This is a genomic window from Sphingomonas arabinosi, from assembly GCF_036663715.1.
GTDB lineage: Bacteria > Pseudomonadota > Alphaproteobacteria > Sphingomonadales > Sphingomonadaceae > Sphingomonas.
The window spans coordinates 132,032-151,400 of record NZ_JAXOJN010000007.1 but is presented as its reverse complement, the minus strand read 5'-3'; the positions used below and the strand labels follow the sequence as shown (position 1 = coordinate 151,400).

Annotated in this window: 9 protein-coding genes; 2 read left to right on the top strand and 7 right to left on the bottom strand. The window is 68.1% G+C overall.

What is annotated here, in order from left to right; translation table 11 throughout:
• Positions 1-4: 4 nt before the first annotated feature.
• Genes U1708_RS13280 through U1708_RS13260 form a run of 5 tightly spaced genes read right to left on the bottom strand, consistent with a single transcriptional unit; the run spans position 5 to position 11,178 of the window.
• Positions 5-2,302 (bottom strand): GH92 family glycosyl hydrolase, encoded by a 2,298-nt coding sequence (locus U1708_RS13280; RefSeq protein WP_332746327.1) that lies wholly within the window; start codon positions 2,300-2,302, stop codon positions 5-7.
• On the bottom strand, positions 2,299-3,729 hold the full coding sequence (locus U1708_RS13275; RefSeq protein ID WP_332746420.1) for a glycoside hydrolase family 125 protein: 1,431 nt from the start codon (positions 3,727-3,729) through the stop codon (positions 2,299-2,301). Before U1708_RS13275 ends, U1708_RS13280 begins: the two co-directional genes overlap by 4 nt.
• 11 nt (positions 3,730-3,740) lie before the next feature.
• A complete protein-coding gene (locus tag U1708_RS13270; protein WP_332746326.1) occupies positions 3,741-6,275 on the bottom strand; it encodes a glycoside hydrolase family 3 C-terminal domain-containing protein in 2,535 nt (844 codons plus the stop codon).
• Positions 6,272-8,857, bottom strand: a complete 2,586-nt coding sequence (locus U1708_RS13265; RefSeq protein WP_332746325.1) for a beta-mannosidase — start codon at positions 8,855-8,857, stop codon at positions 6,272-6,274. Before U1708_RS13265 ends, U1708_RS13270 begins: the two co-directional genes overlap by 4 nt.
• On the bottom strand, positions 8,857-11,178 hold the full coding sequence (locus U1708_RS13260) for a beta-N-acetylhexosaminidase (protein ID WP_332746324.1): 2,322 nt from the start codon (positions 11,176-11,178) through the stop codon (positions 8,857-8,859). Before U1708_RS13260 ends, U1708_RS13265 begins: the two co-directional genes overlap by 1 nt.
• 251 nt (positions 11,179-11,429) lie before the next feature.
• On the opposite strand from U1708_RS13260, the gene U1708_RS13255 reads away from it, so the two are divergent.
• Positions 11,430-12,167: a GntR family transcriptional regulator gene (locus U1708_RS13255; RefSeq protein WP_307084017.1), complete on the top strand. Its 738-nt coding sequence runs from the start codon at positions 11,430-11,432 to the stop codon at positions 12,165-12,167.
• A 22-nt stretch (positions 12,168-12,189) separates the two neighbouring features.
• Complete coding sequence (gene galA, locus U1708_RS13250) at positions 12,190-15,102, top strand: beta-galactosidase GalA (protein WP_332746323.1); 2,913 nt, start codon at positions 12,190-12,192, stop codon at positions 15,100-15,102.
• 48 nt (positions 15,103-15,150) lie between these two features.
• Here the strand turns inward: galA and nagE are convergent, their stop codons facing one another.
• Entirely contained in the window at positions 15,151-16,854 is a 1,704-nt protein-coding gene (gene nagE / locus U1708_RS13245; protein WP_332746322.1) for an N-acetylglucosamine-specific PTS transporter subunit IIBC, read from the bottom strand.
• Positions 16,851-19,346, bottom strand: a complete 2,496-nt coding sequence (gene ptsP, locus U1708_RS13240) for a phosphoenolpyruvate--protein phosphotransferase (protein ID WP_332746321.1) — start codon at positions 19,344-19,346, stop codon at positions 16,851-16,853. Before ptsP ends, nagE begins: the two co-directional genes overlap by 4 nt.
• Between the last annotated feature and the right edge of the window lie 23 nt (positions 19,347-19,369).

The following is a 19,369-nucleotide window of genomic DNA, read 5'->3' as shown; positions in this document are numbered from 1 at the left end:
AGGATCAGGCAGCGGGCTGGCCGAACGAGGGCGGTCGGTCGGCGAGCTTCGCGCCGAATGCTGGGTTCGGCGTGGCGGACATCGTGAAGCGCAGCGTGCCGCCGGCTGCGAGATCGGCGTGCGATATCCAGCTTTTCGTCCAGGGCTTGCCGTTCCACTGGACCGCCGCGACATAGGGCGTGTCGGCGCGGTTGCCGGGTGCTTCGACGACCAGCTTGCGACTCTTGCCGACGCGGACCTCGGCGCGGGTGAACAGCGGCGAGCCGAACACGTAGACCGCCGCGACCGGATCGACCGGGTAGAAGCCGAGCGCCGACATCACGAACCACGCGCTCATCTGGCCGCAATCGTCGTTGCCGATGATTCCGTCGGGCGCGTTGCGGTACATCGTGTCGAGCAGCTTGCGGACCAGCGCCTGCGTCTTCCACGGCTGGCCGACATAGGCGTAGAGATACGGCACGTGCTGGTCGGGTTCGTTGCCGTGCGCGTACTGGCCGAGTAGGCCGGAGATATCGGGCGGGGCGTCCTTCGGCAGAGTCGATGGTGCGGCGAACAGCGCGTCGAGCCGTGCAGCGAATTTCGCGTCGCCGCCGAAATGCGCGATCTGGCCGTAGAGGTCGTGCTGGTTCAGGAACGTGGTCTGCCAGCCATTCGCCTCGGTGAAGTCGCGGTAGCGCTTGGTGTGGCTGAGCTGGATCGGGTCGTAGGGCGTCAGCCAACTGCCGTCGGCGAGCTTGGGCCGCGCTAAGCCGATCGTGGGATCGAGCACGTTGCGGTAGTTGCGGCTGCGGAGACGCAGGCGGTCGGCGTCGTCTTTCGCGCCCGCCTTCTGCGCGAGCGTCGCCATCGCCCAATCGTCATAGGCGTATTCCTGGGTTCGGCTGACCGACTCGTCGACCGTGTCCGCGGGGAGGTAACCGCGCTCGATATACGTGCCGCGCCCGCGGCTGTTGACGAGGTCGGGTGCGGCGGGATCGAATGCGCGGGTTCGGATCGCGGGCCATGCCGCGGCATAGTCCGCGTCGATTCCTTTGGCGGCGGCATCTGCCATGATCGCGACCGAGTGCCAGCCGATCATCGTGCCGGTCTCAACCCCCTGGAGCGGCCAGCAGGGCGGGCCGTATGCGCTTTGCTGCGTCTGGCGGATCAGGTCGCGGACCAGCGACTTCGCGCGGTCCGGCGCGACCAGCGTCAGCAGCGGGTGGAGCGTGCGATACGTGTCCCAGGTCGAATAGGTGCTGTACGCCTGTTCGCCGGCGGGGACGCTGTGGACCTCGCGATCGAGCCCGATATAGCGGCCGTCGACGTCGGAGAAGAGCGTCGGCGCGATCATCGCGTGATAGAGCGCGGTGGTCATGATGACGCGGGCATCGTCGCTGCCGCCCTCGACCTTCACGACCTTTAGCGAGTCGGCCCAGTTGCGGATCGCCTGGCGTCGCGAGACGTCGAAGTCGCGGAAATAGGACGCGGCGAGGTTGGTGCGCGCCCCGGCCATGTCGACCGCGGAGACGGCGGTGCGGACGACGATCGGCGCGGCGCCGGCATTGTCGTAATGCAGCACCGCGCGGACGCGGTCGGCGGTGACGATCGCGCCGTTGACGCTTTGCGTGTCGGCGTAGAGCGTGATCCGGTCGGGCTTGGGCGACACGTGCATCGCGAAATGGATGCGGCGGCCCTTCGCCCAGCGGAACGTCCGGCGGCTGCCGGTGAGCGTGCCGTCGGTGTCGAGTTCGATCCGGCTCTCGTCGATCAGCGGACCTTCGCCCGGGCGGCTGTCGCGGTAGTTGCCGAGATCGACCAGGAGGTGGCCGGGGCCGGCGGGGAAGTGGTGACGCTGCCAGCCGACGCGCGTCTCCGCGGTCAGTTCGGAGCGGACGCCGTTGCCGAGCGTGACGGCGTAATAGCCGGGCTCGGTGACTTCCTGCGTGTAGGTTTGCCGATAGCCTTCGCCGGGCTTGTCGGGTGCGCCGGGCAACAGCTTCACCGCGCCGCGACCGGGGACGACCAGCACGTCCATCAGGTCGGCGATGCCGGTGCCTGACAGATGCGTGTGCGAGAAGCCCATCATGGTCGGGTCGCCGTGATGATAGCCCGAGCAGTTCGCCCAATTCTCGGTATCGGTATCGGGGCTGACCTGGACCATCCCGAACGGCATCGTCGCGCCGGGATAGGTGTGGCCGTCGCCGCCGGTGCCGATCCACAGATTGGGTTCGGCCTTTGCGGAACGCGCGGCGGCAGGGACCGCGCCGGCGATCGCCAGCGCACCGCTGGAGCCGAGCAGGGCGCGTCGCGTGATCTTCATATAGTGCTCGCCAGTAGTGCAGGGCGGGTGTTGGCAAGTTGAACGATCAGTTCCCCGAACAACCCGTTCGCCCAGGCGAACCAGGAGCGCGTGAACTTGGCGGGATCGTCCTTGTCGAACGCCTCGTGGATGAAGCCGGTGTCGGCGTCGGTGTCGCGCAGCATTCGCAGGCACGCGCGGACGGTTGCGTCGTCGGCACCCGCCAGCGCGCGGACGATCAGCGACATCGGCCAGATCTGGCCGAGCCCGACATGCGGTCCGCCGATCCCCTCGGCCTTGGCGCCCTTGAAGAAATACGGGTTCGCGTCGCCCCAGGCGGCTTGCGCGGTGCGGCGCCAAAGCGGATCGGTGGCGGGGACGCAGCCCATATAGGCGAGCGCGGAGAGCGAGGGCACGTTGGCATCGTCCATGAAGACCGCGTTGCCGAAGCCGTCGACCTCGTACGCCCAGACCTCGCTGCCGTCACGCAAGCGCATGCGGCCGTGTGCGACTAAGGCCGCTTCGACTTCGTTCGCAAGCGCGGTCGCGTCTGCGGCGAGGGCTGTGTCGTGGCGCGCTTCGTTGGCGACGACCGCGAGTTCGCGCAGGGTGGTGACCGCGAACAGGTTGGACGGGATCAGATACGGGTAGACGCAGGAATCGTCCGAGGGGCGGAAGCCGCACTGGATCAGGCCGTTGGGCTTGGCGGGATTGCCCCAGCCTTCGAGCGCCATCGTCTCGGTGTTGCGATTCGAGCATCGGAGGAAGCTGTAAGGGCCGCGATCGTCCTTGCGCTGCTGCTCGCGGTAGGTGCGGATGCTCGCGCGTGCCGCCTCGGCCCAGGTGGCGTCGAACGGAGTCGCATCGCGGGTCGCCTGCCAATAGCCATAGGCGAGGCGCATCGGATAGCAGAGCGAGTCGATCTCCCATTTGCGCTCTGCCACGCCGGGTTTCATCTCGGTCTGGTCCTTGAGGGCCCAGCTGAGATCGGTCTTCGCCGTCGGGCTTTCCATGAACGCGTTGGCGTAGGGGTCGATCAGGATCGAGCGCGACTGGCGCGCGATCAGGCCGCGGAACAGCGTGCGCAGCGCGGGGTCGTCACGGACGAGATGCAAATAGGGGCGGACTTGCGCGGAGGAGTCGCGGAGCCAGAGGCAGGGGATGTCACCGGTGATGACGAACGCATCGGGCGCGCCGCCGATCGTCGACATGCGGACGGTGGTATCGAGCGTGTTCGGGTAGCAGTTGCCGAACATCCAGCGGAGCTTCGGGTCGCCGATACGAGCGGAAACGCGCGCGATCTCGCGTTCGACCGAGCGGCTGGTGAAGTTGCGGTCGGCGAGCGCGGGGCGCTTGCTGGGGAGTGAGGGGCGGGCGGCGAAGGCGGGCGTGCCGACGAGCGCTAGGCCCCCGGCGACGCCGCCGGCCATGACGGTGCGGCGGTCCATATTCGAGGCGCTCACTTGGGCAGCTCCACCGTCGCGCCGGTGATCGTCAGGTCGCTCCACTGGCCGGCGCCGTCGCCGGGCTGGCCGCCACCGATGTAGAGACGGTAGGCGCCGGGGACGATCGTCCGCGTGCCGTCGCGCGCGACGCTGCTCATCGATCGGGGATCGATCGTGATCGGCAGGGTGCGCGACTGGCCGGGCTTGAGCGCGACGCGGCCGAAGCCGACGAGCTGGCGCTGGAGGACGGGGGTGGTCGATCCGCCGGGCTTCGCGGCGGGCGCTATGAGATAGGCCTGGACCACTTCCTCGCCGGCGCGGTTGCGCGAGTTCGACAGCTTGGCGGTGACGGTCAGCGGTTGTCCGGCGGCGACGCTGAGCTTGGGTTTCGTCGCGGTGTAGGCGAAGTTGGTGTAGCTCAGGCCGTGGCCGAAGCCCCAGAGCGGTGTACCGGTGAAGTAGCGATAGGTGCGCTCCTTCATGGTGTAATCGGTGAACGCGGGCAGGTCGCTGGTGGTTTTGTAGAAGGTGACGGGGAGGCGGCCGGACGGGTTGTTGAGCCCCGCCAGCGTCTCGGCGATCGCAGTGCCGCCGGACTGGCCGGGATACCAGGCGGCGAGGATTGCGTCGGCCGATGCCGGGTCGACCGCGACCGCGCTGCCGCTGGTGAGGACGAGGACGACGGGCTTGCCGGTGGCCTTCAGCGCTTCGAGCAGGCGGACTTGCGCGAGCGGCAGGCCGATGTCGGTGCGGTCGCCGCCGACGAAGCCGGGGACGCTGACCGAGAGCGCTTCGCCTTCGAGATCGGGCGACAGGCCCATCACGGCGACGATCACGTCGGCGTCGCGGGCGGTCGCTACGGCCTGGTCGAGCAACGGCTGTGCGGGTGGGCTCCAGAGCAGACGGATGCCTTCGTCGTCGCTGCGGTGATCGAGTTCGAGGCGGAACGGGACGGGCTTGCCGTCGCTGGTCAGCGTGACCTCGACGCGGCCCTTCTTGACCTCGCCGGCGGAGAGCTGGCGGTCGCCGATCCAGAGCCGGACCGCGTCGTGCGTCGAGCAATCCTTCCAGCAGGCGGGGACATCGACGACCAGCGGATAGGTGCCGGCGGCGGGGGGCGTGAAGGTGCCGGTCCAGCGCACGCCGAACGTCTTGGCGAGACCGGGGTCGGGGCTCGAGCGGTTGTGGTCGATGTCGATGTGGCGGTCGGTGCGCGTCAGCGTCGGGGCGCCGACGCCGGCTTGTGCCGCGAAATACTCGGTCTTCAGACCGCCGGCGAAGACGGTCTCGGGGACGGGTACGGCCGCACCGTCGGCGAGCGAAGAGCCTTGCGCGTACCGGACGTTGGCGGCGCCGAACTGCTTGCGGATGCCCTCCAGCGGGGTAACGGGCGCGACTGCGGTGCCGTGGTAATTGCCTTGCAGCACGCCGAGATCGTCGGCGTCAGCACCGATCACCGCGATCCGGCTGCCGGGCTTCAACGGCAGGCGGTTAACGTCGTTCTTGAGCAGGACGATCGATTTCCGTGCCGCGTCCAGCGCCAGCGCACGGTGCGCGGGGGTGTCGACCTGGTCGGTGCCGATGCTGCGCCACGGATTGGCCGCGCCGAACACGGTGCCGAGCGCGCGGCGCGCTTCGAGCGAGCGGATCAGTGCGGTGTCGACTTCGGCTTCGGTGACGAGGCCCTGGCGGACCGCGGCGGGGAGGCCGGCATAGGCGTTACCGCAATTCAGGTCGGTTCCGCCCTTGATCGCGGCGGCGGCGGCGGCTGGGCCGTCGAGGCGGTAGTGATGGTAGAGGTGGATGTTGGCGACCGCGTCGCAATCCGACACGGTGAAGCCCTTGAACCCCCAATCGCGCCGGAGCCGGTCGATCATCAGCGGTGCGGAGGCGCAGGCGGGGACGCCGTGGATCGAGTTGTACGCGCACATCAGCGACTGCGCCTTGCCCTCTGTAACGGCGAGCCGGAATGCGGGGAAGTAGGTCGCTTCCAGATCGTACGGGCTGGGATCGACGTCGAAGCTGTCGCGCCCGGCTTCGGGGCCGCTGTGCACCGCGAAGTGCTTGGGGGTGGCGATGACCTTGGGGTGGAGCGGGTCGGGGCCTTGCAACCCGCCGATGAACGCGACGCCCAGCCGGCCGGTGAGGTACGGGTCCTCGCCATAGGTCTCCTGCCCGCGGCCCCAGCGTGGGTCGCGGAAGATGTTGATGTTGGGCGACCAGATCGTCAGCCCCTCGTAGATTTTCCGGTTCGCGCCGACGTCCTGCGCGTTGAAGCGTGCGCGCGCTTCGGTCGCGACGACGTCGCCGATCTTCGCAACGAGCGCGGTGTCCCAGGTCGCGGCCATGCCGATCGCCTGCGGGAAGACGGTCGCGTGGCCGTTGCGCGCGAGGCCGTGGAGCCCTTCGTTCCACCAGTCGTATGCGGGCAGGCCGGCCTTCGGATCGGCGGGCGCGGTGCTCTGCAACTGCGCCGCCTTTTGTTCGAGCGACATTTGCGCGACGGCGGTGGCGACGGGATCGGCGGATGCGAGCAGGAGCCAGATCATCGGGCGAGGGTCCTCAGGGTAAGCGCCTTCCGTAAGGTGGCGGCGGAGGCGTCGGAGACGACATGGATGGTGACGCTCTCGCCCGGCAGCAGGTCGAAGCCGTCGTCGGAGGGCTGGGCTGCGACCGCGCCGAAATCGAGCATGACCGCGCGGGCAAAGTTCTTTGCGGTGATCTGCACGTCGTTACCGGTCCAGCGGACGCTCAGGCCCGGATCTGGATAGGCCATGTCCTTCGGGAGCGCGCGTTCGATGATCGCGCGGCTGGCGACCGTATCGCCGACGAGCAGTTCGGCGACCGCATAGCTTGCGGCCGGCGGCGCGGCACCGAACAGGGCGTCGTCGGACAGCGTCGCGGCCAGGGTCGAGGATAGCGGCGGTAGCGACAGGGCGGCATTGGTGTCCTTCGACACGGTGCCGTCCATCGCCATCGTCCGCACCCGCCAGTGCGCGTCGGTCGGCGTCGTCGCGTCGGAGATCAGCGAGATGCGGGTCGCGCCGTCCTTATGCTCGGCGACGATCGCTTGCGGCGCGAAGAACCGCCGGGCGGCATAGTTGAGCAGCTTCCAGCGGCCGGCGTGATCGATGCTGGCCCAGCTGATCGAGGGCCAGACGTCGTTCAACTGCCAGTAGAGCGAGCCCATCGTCACCGGGCGACAGGCGCGGTGATGCGAGGCTGCGATGCGGATCGCCTCGGCCTGGTTGACCTGCGTCAGGTAGACGAGATCGGCGAAGTCGCGCGCGGGGCGCAACCGATCGCGCAGGTACATCATCAGCCGTTCGTTGCCTTCGCCGGCGAGGAACTTCTGGTGTGCCTTCATCACCGGGCTGTCGGCGGCGAGTGCGCCCTTGCCGGCGAATTCGCGGATCGTCGACAGGTCGGGCATCGACTGGAAGCCGTATTCGGACATGAAGCGCGGGCAGCTGTCGAGATAGCGCTCGACCGGCTTGGAGCCCGACCAGACGTCCCAGAAATGGCGGTCGCCGTCCTTGTCGGTGTCGGTCGGCCCCTCGTAGTCGCTCGACGGCGAGCCTGGCCAATAGGGCGTGCCCGGCGACTTCTTCAGGACCGCATCGCGCAGCACGCGGTCGAACAACACGGTCATGCCGGTGCCGATCCGCTCCTGCTCGTCGGGGCCGACCGCCTTCTTGAACGCTTTCCGATCGGACCAGTTGTCCCAGCCGGCCTGCACTTCGTTGTTGCCCGCCCACAGCACGATCGACGGATGCGCCTGCAGCCGCGCGACCTGTTCCTCGGCCTCGACCCGGACGTTCTCGCGGAAGGCGGCGTCCGGCGGCGTGACGGAGCCGCCGAACATGAAGTCCTGCCACACCATCAGGCCCATCCGGTCGGCGATGTCGTAGAACGCGTCGTCGAGATAATAGCCGCCGCCCCAGATGCGGACCATGTTCATGTTGGCGTCGCGCGCGCCCTTCAGGATCATCTCCATATAGGCGGGCGTCACGCGCGACGGGAAACTGTCGAACGGAATGATGTTCGCGCCCTTGGCGAAAATGGGCGTGCCGTTGACCTTGAACCCGAAGCTGCCGTCCTTGCGGATCAGCTCTACGGTGCGCAGGCCGATCCGCTTCGTCACGCTGTCCTCGGGCGTCGGCGCCGCGCCGCCGAGCGATGCGGTGACGGTATAGAGCGGCTGCGCGCCGTAGCCGATCGGCTGCCAGCGCTTGGGATCGGCGATCGTCAGCGGGATCGTCACCACGTTGTTGCCAGCCGCGAGCGTCACCGTCCGGTCGACCGAAACCGTCTTGCCGTCCGGCCCGGTGACCGCGGCGCGGATCGTCGCAACACCGGGCGTCTCGACGGCGACGTCGAGCTTGGCCGTCAGTCGTGCCTCGGTCGGTGTCAGTGCTTCCTGGTCGACGCGCAGCGTGTCGATCCGCGCGTCGTCCCAGATCTCCAGGCGGACCGGCCGCCAGATACCCGTGTTGACGATGCGGGGACCCCAGTCCCAGCCGTAATGATATTTGGGTTTGCGGATATAGGGCGAGGTCTGCTTGCCCTTCGGCTCGTCGCCGAACGCACTGTCATATTCACCGGGCAGCGTGTTCTTCTGCGCGAGCACCATCGGCTGGAGCGTGCGGATCGGCGAGGCGATCGTCACGAGCACCTCGTTGCGGCCGGCCTTCAGCGCGGACTTCGCATCCACGCGCCAGCGCCGGTGCGCGTTGTCGGTGATGAGCAGCGCCTTGCCGTTGACGCTAACCGTCGCGAACGTGTCGAGCCCGTCAAACACGAGGTCGAGGTGATTGCGCTCGAGCATCGCCGGGGTGACGTCGAGCACGCGGCGGAACTGCCACTTGGTCAGCCCGGCCCACTGGATCGCCGCCTCGTTGGTGCCCTTGAACGGATCGGGCACGCGGTGCGCCGCGATCAGGTCCTGCTGCACCGAGCCGGGGACGGTCGCCGTCAGCCACTTGGCCTCGCGCTTGTGTGCGGCGGTCGCGGCGGTGTCGGTCGGATCGATCCGCACCTGCCACGCGCCGTCGAGCGGGACGACGGTCTTGGGCGATGCGAGCGCAGGCGCGGCGAGGGCGATCAGGGGAAGGACGAACCAGCGACGCATCAGCGTGTCTCCGACAGGGTCATGCGTTCGACCGCGTAGAACGGGTCGGACGTGGGGGAGGTGAGTTGGAGGCAGATGTCACGGTCTCCGGTGATCGCCGGAAGCGCGCCCTTCACGGTGAAGCGGGTCGGCGCGGTCTTCGGATCAGGCAGCGGGAAGGTGCCCGCGATCACCGGTTTCGCGCCCTTTACGGTGCAGCCGACCAGCACGAGCAGCTCGCCGTGCGGCGTCACGTTGTAATGTTGGCGGACCTTTTTGAAGTCGTGCGCTAGGCCCCAGTTTCGCGGCAGGCGGGCGATATCGATCGTGAACCCCTTTGCGACATCCAGCGGCGCGGCGGGGTAGGCGGTGCAGGTGTCGAAGATGTCGGCGTTGAACACCGGGGCATTGCCTTGCGCTTCGGACGTCAACGGCAAGCGCAGGCCGAGAGATCCCTCGGGGCATGCGATCATGTCGGACGCGGTGCGGGTCAGCAGCGCCTGGCGCCCGGTCTCGAACAGGCGGGGTTCGGCGACCGGCTGGCCACTCGCATCGAACGCGGCGGCGCGGATCGACACGCCGGGCTTCACCGAGAGCGGCGCGGTGTAGGCGGGCGAGCGTGCGGTCGGCACCTTGCCGTCGAGCGTGTAGCGGATCGTGCCGTAGGGGGCCTGCGTGGCGAGGACGACTTTCGCGCGGTTGGTGCGGAGCGCATCGCCGCGCGTGCCGTCGAGCGTGTAGCCGACCGCGAACGCACTGTCCGCGACCTCTAGCCCGGACTCGCGCCAGCGCTGGATCTGCGGCTGTACCCGGTCGAGGAAGCCGGCAAAATCGCGCTTGTCCTTGCCCGACCAGGTGATCTCCGCGAGCGCAGCGGCGCGCGGGAAGATCAGGTGCTGCATCTGGTACGGCGTGACGATGTATTCGCTCCACAGATTGGCCTGCGCACCGAGCACGTGCTGCGCCTTGTTCGGGCCGATCCCCGCCGGCATCGGCTCGTAGTTATAGACCGTTGCGAGCGACTGGATCGAGAGGCGGCCGGGCGGTTCGTCGCGCCGGTCGCTTTGCAGGCTGTCGAAATACAGCGTCGGTGCGGGCGACAGCACGACGTCGTGGTTCTGGTTCGCGGCCTCCACCGCGCCCTTCTCGCCGCGCCACGACATCACCGAGGCAGACGCGGGCAGGCCGCCCTCGAGGATCTCGTCCCAGCCGATCAGGCGACGCTTCTTGCTGGCCAGATAGGTGCCGAACTGGTCGATCATCCAGCTTTGCAGGCCGTTCTCGTCCTTGATGCCGAGCTTCGCCATCTGCGCCTGCACCTCGGGGCTGCGTTCCCATTGGTCCTTGACCGCCTCGTCGCCGCCGAGGTGGATATAGGTGCCCGGGAACACCGCCATGAGTTCGTCGAGCACCGTCTTGACGAAGGCGATGCCCTTGGGGCCGGGATTGAAGAGGTAGGGGTTCACGCCCCATGCGTTGCTGACCTCGGGCGTGTCGCCGATCACGCCGAGGTCTGGATAGGCCGCGACGAGCGCCTGAGCATGACCGGGGAGGTCGATCTCGGGGACGATCACGATCCCGCGTTCGGCGGCGTAGGCGACGAGCTTGCGCAGTTCGTCCTGCGTATAGAAACCGCCGACGCGCGTGCCGGGCTTTTCGCCGGTCGAGGGGCTGGTGCGGATGCTGCCGATCTCGGTGAGCTTGGGATAGGCCTTCACTTCGAAGCGCCAGCCCTGATCGTCCGACAGATGGAGGTGCAGCGTGTTGAGCTTCACCGACGCCATCTGGTCGACGATCGCGTAGATCGAGGGCAGCGACTGGAAATGCCGCGCGGTGTCGACCATCAGCCCGCGCCAGCCGAAGCGCGGGGCGTCGTCGATCGTGACCGCCGGGATGCGGACCGGCTGGCCGAACGCGCGATCGGGACTGATGAGCTGGGCGAGCGTCATCGCGCCGTAGAGAAGCCCGGCGTCGCCCGATGCCGTGATCTTCGCGCCGGACGCGTCGACGGTCAGCCGGTACGCTTCGGCGCCCTTGATCGCGGCATCGCGGACGAAACGGATCGTGCCGTTCGGCGACGTCTGGAGAGCAAGCCCGCGCTCGGTCTTCACATGGGCGATGAGCAGGCGCGCGGCTGCGGTGGCACCCTTGTCGGACGCATCCGCCGCGATCGTCGCGCCGTTGGCGATCGTGAAGCTGCCGGCGGTGCGCGTGATTGCCGATGGTTGCGGTACCAGTGGCAGGCGGTCCTGCGCCTGGGCCGGGGTCGCGCAGAGAAAGGCGGGAAGCAGCGCCGTCGCCGCCAGCAAGCGCCCGGCATTTCGGTTCGCGGTTGCACGCATGTCGACTGCTCCCTGTATCGGCTCCTGACGGCCGCTGGTCGAGGAATGTAACCAATATAAGTCCAGACACAACCCCGTCATTTGACAGCTAGGTTGTCCTGCTCTGACTGAAGATCGCAGTCGACGCAGTCCTGAGACGTACCAATATGGCCCATGGATTTAGTCTGGTTGCCCAGCGCGTGGTCCTTGGCTAGGCTGCCGTAAGGGACACGGCAAGGCTCGCTTTGAGCTGCCGGTCGGAGGGGGAATACATGGCGTTTTCCGATGACATCGGACGCTTTCGCAAGGGAAATCCATCGCCGCTATACCTCCAGTTGCAGGAACTGATCCGCAACGCGATCGGCGAGAAGCTGTTGGTACAAGGCAATGCGATCCCGGCCGAGCGCGATCTGGCGATCGAGTACGACGTATCGCGGATCACCGTGCGCAAAGCGATCGGCGGGCTGGTCGAGGAGGGGCTTCTCACGCGCAGGCGTGGCGCAGGGACGTTCGTCGCCGGGCGCGTCGAGAAGAGCTTCTCGAAACTGTCGTCGTTCAGCGAGGACATGGCGGCGCGCGGGCGAACGTCGAGCAGCAGCTGGATCTCGCGCTCGGCGGGGCAGGTGAACCCGGAGGAAGCGATGGCGCTGGGGTTGTCGCCGGGCGCCGCGGTGTTCCGCTTCAACCGCATCCGCTATGCCGACGAAGAGGCGATGGCGCTCGAATTCTCGACGATCGCGGGATATTGCCTGCCGTCGATCGAAGTGGTCGACGACTCGCTCTACACCGCGCTCGAGACTGCGGGCAGTCGTCCGGTACGCGCGTTGCAACGGTTGAGGGCGGTCCCTTTCGGAAGCGAACATGCGCGCATGCTGGGCGTCGACGCGGGCCATGCCGGTCTGTTGATCGAGCGTCGCGGGTTCCTGCGCGATGGCCGGGCTGCGGAGTTCACGCGCTCCTATTACCGCGGCGATGCGTATGACTTCGTCGCCGAACTCGCCGATATCTGACCTTCAATACCGAGAGCATTCGATGAACCGACGTGAGCTTCTTGTTGGCACGGCGGGTGCGGGTGCTTCTTTGGTCGTGGGGCCGATCGAGACCGGGTTTGCGGCCAGCGTCAAGGCGCAGGGATCGGCTGGTGCGCTGCCGATGCCGCAGCCGTCGCGGACCTTGCCGTCGCTCGCGCTGGTGCAGGATCCGTCGCGGACGCTGATCGAGCGGGGGTGGCTGTTCCACGAAGGGGATGTGATCGCGCCCGCGCCCGACGGTCATAACGCGACGTATCTGAGCGTGAAGGCGGGCAATGCGCTGGGTGCGGCGGCGATGGCGTATGACGATTCGGACTGGCAGTCGGTTCGCCTGCCGCACGACTGGGCGTCCGCGCAGCCGTTCGTGAAGACCGCCAACATTTCGCAAGGCTATCGCGCGAGGGGCATCGGCTGGTACCGGCGGACGCTTAGGCTCGACCCAGCGGACCGTGGCAAGACGATCGGGCTGCAGTTCGACGGGATCGCGACCAACGCGACGGTCTGGGTCAACGGCAGCATCGTCGCGCATAATTGGTCGGCGTATAACAGCCTCGAGATCGACCTGACGCCGTTCGCGCGGTTCGGCGACGACCTGAACGTCATCGCGGTGCGTGTCGACGCGCAGGCGATGGAGGGCTGGTGGTACGAAGGCGCGGGGATCTATCGCCATGCGTGGCTGATCCGACGTGCGGCCGTGGCGATCGTGACGGACGGCGTGCACTGCGATCCGAGGCGGGGTGCTGACGGCGCTTGGAGCGTGCCGGTGGCGGTGACGCTCGGCAGCATCGATCGTGCGTCGGTCGGCGTGACGGTGGACGTCGCGCTGCTCGATCCCGACGGCAAGCGCGTGGTGGGGGCGCAGGCAACCGCGACGGTCCTGTCGCTCGAGCGCGCGACCGCGACGCTGACGCTCGCCGTGCCTGCACCGCGCCTTTGGTCGATCGAGACGCCGACGCTCTTTACCGTCGTGACGCACGTCCTGCGCGACGGGGCGATCGTCGATGAGCGGCGCATCCCGGTCGGCTTCCGTACGATCCGGTTCGATGCCGACAAGGGCTTCCTGCTCAACGACAAGTCGGTGAAGCTGAAGGGCGTGTGCCTGCATCAGGATCATGCCGGCGTCGGCACCGCGATCCCCGATGCACTACTGCGCTGGCGGTTGGAGCGGTTGAAGGCGATGGGCTGCAACGCGATCCGTTGTTCGCACAATGCGCCTGCCGCCGAACTGCTCGACCTGTGCGACGAGATGGGATTCGTCGTGATGGACGAGAACCGCCAGTTCAATCCTGCGCCGGATTACATGGCTCAGCTCGAATGGATGGTGCGCCGCGACCGCAACCACCCGAGCGTCATCCTGTGGTCGGTGTTCAACGAGGAGCCGATGCAGGGCACCGAGGCGGGCGTCGAGATGCTCCGGCGAATGGCGCACGCGGCGCATGCGCTCGACGACAGCCGGCCGGTGACGGGTGCGATGAACGGCGCGTTCTTCGATCCGATCAACGTGTCGAGCATTTTCGACGTCGTCGGGTTCAATTATTACCAGGGCGACTACGATCGCTTCCACAAGCTCAATCCGACCAAGCCGATGACGAGCTCGGAGGATACCAGTGCGTATGAAACGCGCGGCGCGTTCGCGAGCGATCCGGCGGCGCATGTCCAGTCGTCCTACGACGTCGAGGCGGCGAGCTGGGGCGATACGCACCGCGCGACGTGGAAGAAGATCGCCGACCGCCCGTTCGTCGCGGGTGGTTTCGTGTGGACCGGGTTCGATTATCACGGCGAACCGACGCCGCATGAATGGCCCACGATCTCCAGTTTCTTTGGCATCCTCGACCTGTGTGGGTTCCCGAAGACTGCGTTCGATATCCACCGTGCGCACTGGGTGGATGATGTGCCGGTCGTGAGCCTGACGCCGCACTGGACGTGGCCGGGGCGTGAGGGGCAGCCGGTCGTCGTGCTGGTGATGAGCAATGCCGAGCGGGTCGAGTTGCGGTTGAACGATCGGAAGGTCGGCGAGCAGGCGGTCGACCGGATCATGGGGAACGAGTTCAGCGTGCCTTACGCAGCGGGGCGGATCAAGGTTGTCGCGATGCGCGGCGGCAAGGTCGTCGCGACGGCGTCGCACGAGACTGTGGGCAAGCCGGTCGCGCTGCGACTGACCCCGGCGCGGACCGTGATGGCGGGCGACGACGAGGATACGCAGCCGGTGACGATCGATGCGATCGATGCTGCGGGGCGGCATGTTCCGACCGCCAATCTGCCGACGCGGTTCTCGGTCGATGGCGCGGCGATCATCGGGGTCGGCAATGGCGATCCGAATAGCCATGAGCCGGAGAAGGGCAATGCGCGGTCGTTGTTCAACGGGCTGGCGCAGGTGATCGTGCAGGCGGGGGCAGGGCGAGGGCGGATCGTGATGACCGCGACCGCGCCGGGGCTCAAGCCTGCGCGTCTGGTGATCGACCGGGCTGCGATCGTACCGCGTGCGCAGGTGCCTGCGACCTATGGTGGGCAGGCGATCCGCGAGTGGCGGCGCTCTCCGGCGTTCGCAGCGCGGCCGGATCCTTCGCTGGCGCCGATCGATGGGGACAATAACAGCTGGGCGTTCGTGCGGAGCGGCACGCCGGTGCAGGCGGCGGCGGAGGGGCGTTGGCGGCTGTATCGCGCGAGCGTGACGCCGTGGCGGCGGATCGGTGCGGAGGGCGGCACGATCCGTTTCGCTTCGATCGCGGGGAAGGCCGAGTTGTGGGTCGATGGCCGGCGGCTTGCGTCGAAGACTGGGGTGGAGGCGGGGCCGCTCGAGGCGGCGTTGCCGGCGGGCGGCGGGGTGCGCCAGATCGTGCTTGTGGTGGAAGCCGCCGCGGACGGGGCTTCGGGGATTCTCGGTGGGGTTGCGATGGAGCCGTTAGCGCGCTGAATATCGCTAAACGCTCAATCCTCCCCCTGGCGGGGGAGGATCAGCGGATTATCGGGCCAGCGTCGTCAGGACTGCGTCGGTCGCCAGCATATGAAGCTGGCCGGGCGTGGGCCGGGCGATTGCGCGGATACCGAGCTTCACAAGCGCCGCCTCGTCCGCCAGCGCGATATCGCCCAGTTCGACGCGCAGTCGCCCGGTATGGCGGCTAGCGGCCAGGACATTCGTCGCCCCTCCCAGCGCATTCTCGGTTGCCGAGGAAAGACTGATCGTATCCTCCGCGACAGCCGCGGCAGGCTTGATCGCCACATCGCCACCCAGCGCCAAAGCATCGCGAATTTCCATCGAGACGACGTCTGCGATCGGCCCGAGCACGACCTGAAGCGCGGAGTTCGACGGGCGCAGGATGCCGCGTGCGCCGAGTGCCTTGAGCGCGGCGTCGTCGACCGCGGACTGGTCGACCACGATCAGCCGCAACCGCGTCGTGCAGGCGCTCACCGTCGTCAGATTCGCCTGGCCGCCGAGCGCCTCCGCGAACGCCGCACCACGGCCGCCTGCCGCGGGAGGCGCTACCGCAGCGACGGTCTCGGCTTCACGTCCGGGCGTCGCGAGGTCGAACTTGCGAATGAAGAAGCGGAACAGCCCGTAGTACAGCACGAAATACACCGCGCCGACCGGCAGCAGGACGAGCGGTCGCGTCGCCTTGCCGAAGTTCAGGACATAGTCGAGCAGTCCCGCCGAGAAGCCGAAGCCCATCTTGACGCCGAGCAGGTCCATCAACGCCATCGACAGGCCGGTCAGCACCGCGTGAACCGCGTACAGCACGGGCGCGAGGAACATGAAGCTGAACTCGATCGGCTCGGTCACGCCGGTCAGCGCGGAGGTGAGCGCGAGGCTGAGCAACATGCCGCCTACTGCTTTGCGCCGCTCGGGCTTCGCGGCGTGGTACATGGCGAGGCACGCGGCGGGCAGGCCGAACATCATCACCGGGAAGAACCCGGCCATGAAGATTCCGGCCGTGGGATCGCCTGCGAAGAACCGGCGAAGGTCGCCCGAGGTGCCCTGGTAATCGCCGGCGACGAACCAGACGATGTTGTTGAGCAGATGATGCAGCCCGGTGACGAGCAGCAGGCGGTTGAGCAGCCCGAATACGAACACGCCGATCGCGCCGCTGCCGGTGATCGCGACGCTCAATAGGTCGACGCCCTGACTCAGCAGCGTGAAGCCGAAGCCGAACACGGCCGCGAGCACGAGACCCGCCACGCCGCTGACGATGGGTACGAACCGGCGCCCGCCGAAGAAGGCGAGATATTCGGGTAGCTTGATCGTCGAATAGCGATTGTAGAGCGTCCCGCCCGCGAGCCCCGACAGGATGCCGATCGGCACGTCGAGCCGCGCCATCGCCTTGGCCTTCCACGCCGCGATCGCGAGGTCGGCTGAGACGCCGGTCAGCCCTGCCGATACTTCGGGCGCGACGGTGATCAGGACTTTGCCCGCCTCCGTCGCGACCAGGAAGCATACGACGCCGGCAAGGCACGCGGCACCGTTGCCGTCGCGCGCGAACCCGGTGGCGACGCCGATCGCGAACAGCAGCCCGAGATGCGAGAAGATCGCGTCGCCCGCCGCGCTGACGAAGGCGATGTCGAGCAGGTCGGGCTGGCCGAGGCGGAGCAGCAGGCCGGCGATCGGCAGCACCGCAATCGGCAGCATCAGCGCGCGGCCGAGCGGCTGGAGGGCTTCGAGGATCGATTTCATGCGGTGAACTCCCGAGCGAGCGAGCGGACGTCGGCGGCGGACCCGCACTGCAGCGCGGCGGCGGCATGCGCGCGGCACGCCTCCATCGTCAGCGTGGCGACCAGCGCCTTGATCTCGGGCACGAGCGCGGGTGCGGACGAGAGTTCGGTGACGCCGAGCCCGATCAGGATGGGAACGGCGAGCGGGTCGGAGGCCAGCCCGCCGCACACGCCGGTCCAGCGGCCATGCACCGCACCGCCCTTGCAGGTCTGCGCGATCAGCCGGAGGACGGCGGGGTGCAACCCGTCGATCCCGCTCGCGACCGCTGCGTTGCCGCGGTCCATCGCCAGCGTGTACTGCGTGAGGTCGTTGGTGCCGACCGACAGGAAATCGGCCTCCGCAGCAATCAAATCGGCGGTGACGGCGGCGGCGGGCGTCTCGATCATCACGCCGACGGGGACGCGGTCGCCGACGCCGATCTCGGCTGCGATGCGGTCGACCACCGCGCGGACGGCGCGCAGTTCGTCGAGGCTGGCGATCATCGGGACCATGATCCGGCACCGCCCGGCGGGTTTTACCGACAGGATCGCACGGACCTGGTCCTCCAGGATCTGCGGGTGCGCGAGGCCGACGCGAATGCCGCGCAAGCCTAGTGCGGGGTTTTCCTCCGGCGCCATCGGCAGATACGGCGCGGGCTTGTCTCCACCGATGTCGAGCAGGCGGACGATCAGCGGGCGGCCGTCGAGCGCGTCGGCGATCGCCTGGTAATCGGCGGTCTGTTCGGCGACCGTCGGCGCGGCATCGCGTTCGAGGAACAGGAATTCGGTGCGCAACAGGCCCGAGCCTTCCGCACCGTTCTCGACCGCGAGGTGCGCGTCGCCAAGCGCGCCGAGATTCGCGAACGCCTCGATCCGGGTGCCGTCGGCCATGCGGCAGGGTTCGCCGGCCCGCGCGAGGGCTTCGGTGCGGCGGACCTGCGCCTGGACGATCCGGACCTGCGTGGCGACGAGCGTGTCGGCGTCGGGATCGATCCGCAACAGGCCTTCGCTGGCGTCCAGGATTACGGACGTGTCGTCGGCGACGGTGTTCAATTGCGATCCGATCGCGACCAACGCGGGGAGGCCCATCGTCGCGGCGAGGATCGCGACGTGCGAGGTCGGGCCGCCGCGCTCGACGCAGAAGCCGACGATGTTCGCGCGGTCGAGCGAGAGGACGTGCGACGGCAGCAGGTCGTCCGCGAGCAGGATCGTGTCGGGCGGGAACGACAGCGGCGTGGTCTCGACGCCAGCGATCAGCGCGAGCAACTGGCGTTCGAGATCGAGCATGTCGTCGGCGCGCTCGGCAAGCCGCGGATCGGTACTGGTGCGCAACACGTCGGCCTGTGGGCGGATCGCAGCGCGCCAGGCATGACCTGCGCTCTCGCCGCGAGCGATGCCGCCGCGCGTCGTATCGTGGAGCATGGGGTCTTCGAGCATCGCCGCATGCGCCTCGACGATCGCGCGCTCGGGACCGGTCGCCGTGCGGGCGCGGTCTGCGAACCGGGTCGACAGCGTGGTGACGGCCGCATCGAAGCGTGCCTCCTCGACGGCGATGCCTTCGCCCTGTTCGGGGACGACGATATCGGCGGGACGGAACCAGCGTGCTCGGCCGATTGCCAGGCCGGGTGCCGCGGTGACGCCAGTGAGCGCGCCGTCGACCGCTGGGCGGGGCGGCATGGGAGCGACGGTGGGCGCGCGGACGGGAGCCTCGGCGGGCTCGTCCATGCCGCTTTCGATCAGGTCGCAGATGGCGGCGAGTGCGGTGGCGGCGTCGGCGCCCACTGCGGTCACGACGATCGTATCGTCGCGGCGGATCGCGAGTGCGAGCAGGGCGATCGGGCTGCGGACGTTGGCGGTCTTGTCGCCGCATGCGAGCGTTACGTCGGCGTCGAAGCGCTTGGCGGTCGCGGCAAGGCGCGCGGCCGGGCGGGCGTGGATGCCATGGGGCAGGGGAACGACGACCGCGCGTTCGTGCGTCGTGCCGTCCTGGCTCGTCTCGCGGGGTACGACCGCATCGCTGGGTTCGAGCGTCATCAGCGGATCGCCGATCGCGACAAGTTCGCTGGAGACTGCATGGACGATCCTGAACCGGTCGGGGTTCACGACGACGATCGGCGTGACGACCGCACGGGCCTCTTGCACCAGCAAATCTAGATCGAGGCGGATCAGCGGCGCGCCGCGCTCGACCGTGTCGCCGACCGCGACGCACGGGCTGAACCCGCGTCCGCCGAGCGCGACCGTGTCGAGGCCGATATGGATCAGGATCTCCGCCCCCTCTGGGGTGGCGAGCGTGATCGCGTGGCCGCTCGGCAACAAAGTCAGCACGGTGGCGGCGCAGGGCGCGTAGAGGCAGTCGCCGGTTGGATCGATCGCGACGCCGTCCCCCAGCATCCGCTCCGAAAACACCGCGTCGGGCACTTCGTCGATCGGCGTTGCCCAGCCCTGCATCGGCGAGGTCAGGAGGATGGAGGCCATGGGTGCGTTCTCGATACCAGAAG

Coding starts and splice junctions, on each gene's coding strand:
- U1708_RS13280 (WP_332746327.1), bottom strand. CDS start 2,302: ATGAAGATCACGCGACGCGCCCTGCTCGGCTCCAGCGGTGCGCTGGCG.
- U1708_RS13275 (WP_332746420.1), bottom strand. CDS start 3,729: ATGGACCGCCGCACCGTCATGGCCGGCGGCGTCGCCGGGGGCCTAGCG.
- U1708_RS13270 (WP_332746326.1), bottom strand. CDS start 6,275: ATGATCTGGCTCCTGCTCGCATCCGCCGATCCCGTCGCCACCGCCGTC.
- U1708_RS13265 (WP_332746325.1), bottom strand. CDS start 8,857: ATGCGTCGCTGGTTCGTCCTTCCCCTGATCGCCCTCGCCGCGCCTGCG.
- U1708_RS13260 (WP_332746324.1), bottom strand. CDS start 11,178: ATGCGTGCAACCGCGAACCGAAATGCCGGGCGCTTGCTGGCGGCGACG.
- U1708_RS13255 (WP_307084017.1), top strand. CDS start 11,430: ATGGCGTTTTCCGATGACATCGGACGCTTTCGCAAGGGAAATCCATCG.
- galA (WP_332746323.1), top strand. CDS start 12,190: ATGAACCGACGTGAGCTTCTTGTTGGCACGGCGGGTGCGGGTGCTTCT.
- nagE (WP_332746322.1), bottom strand. CDS start 16,854: ATGAAATCGATCCTCGAAGCCCTCCAGCCGCTCGGCCGCGCGCTGATG.
- ptsP (WP_332746321.1), bottom strand. CDS start 19,346: ATGGCCTCCATCCTCCTGACCTCGCCGATGCAGGGCTGGGCAACGCCG.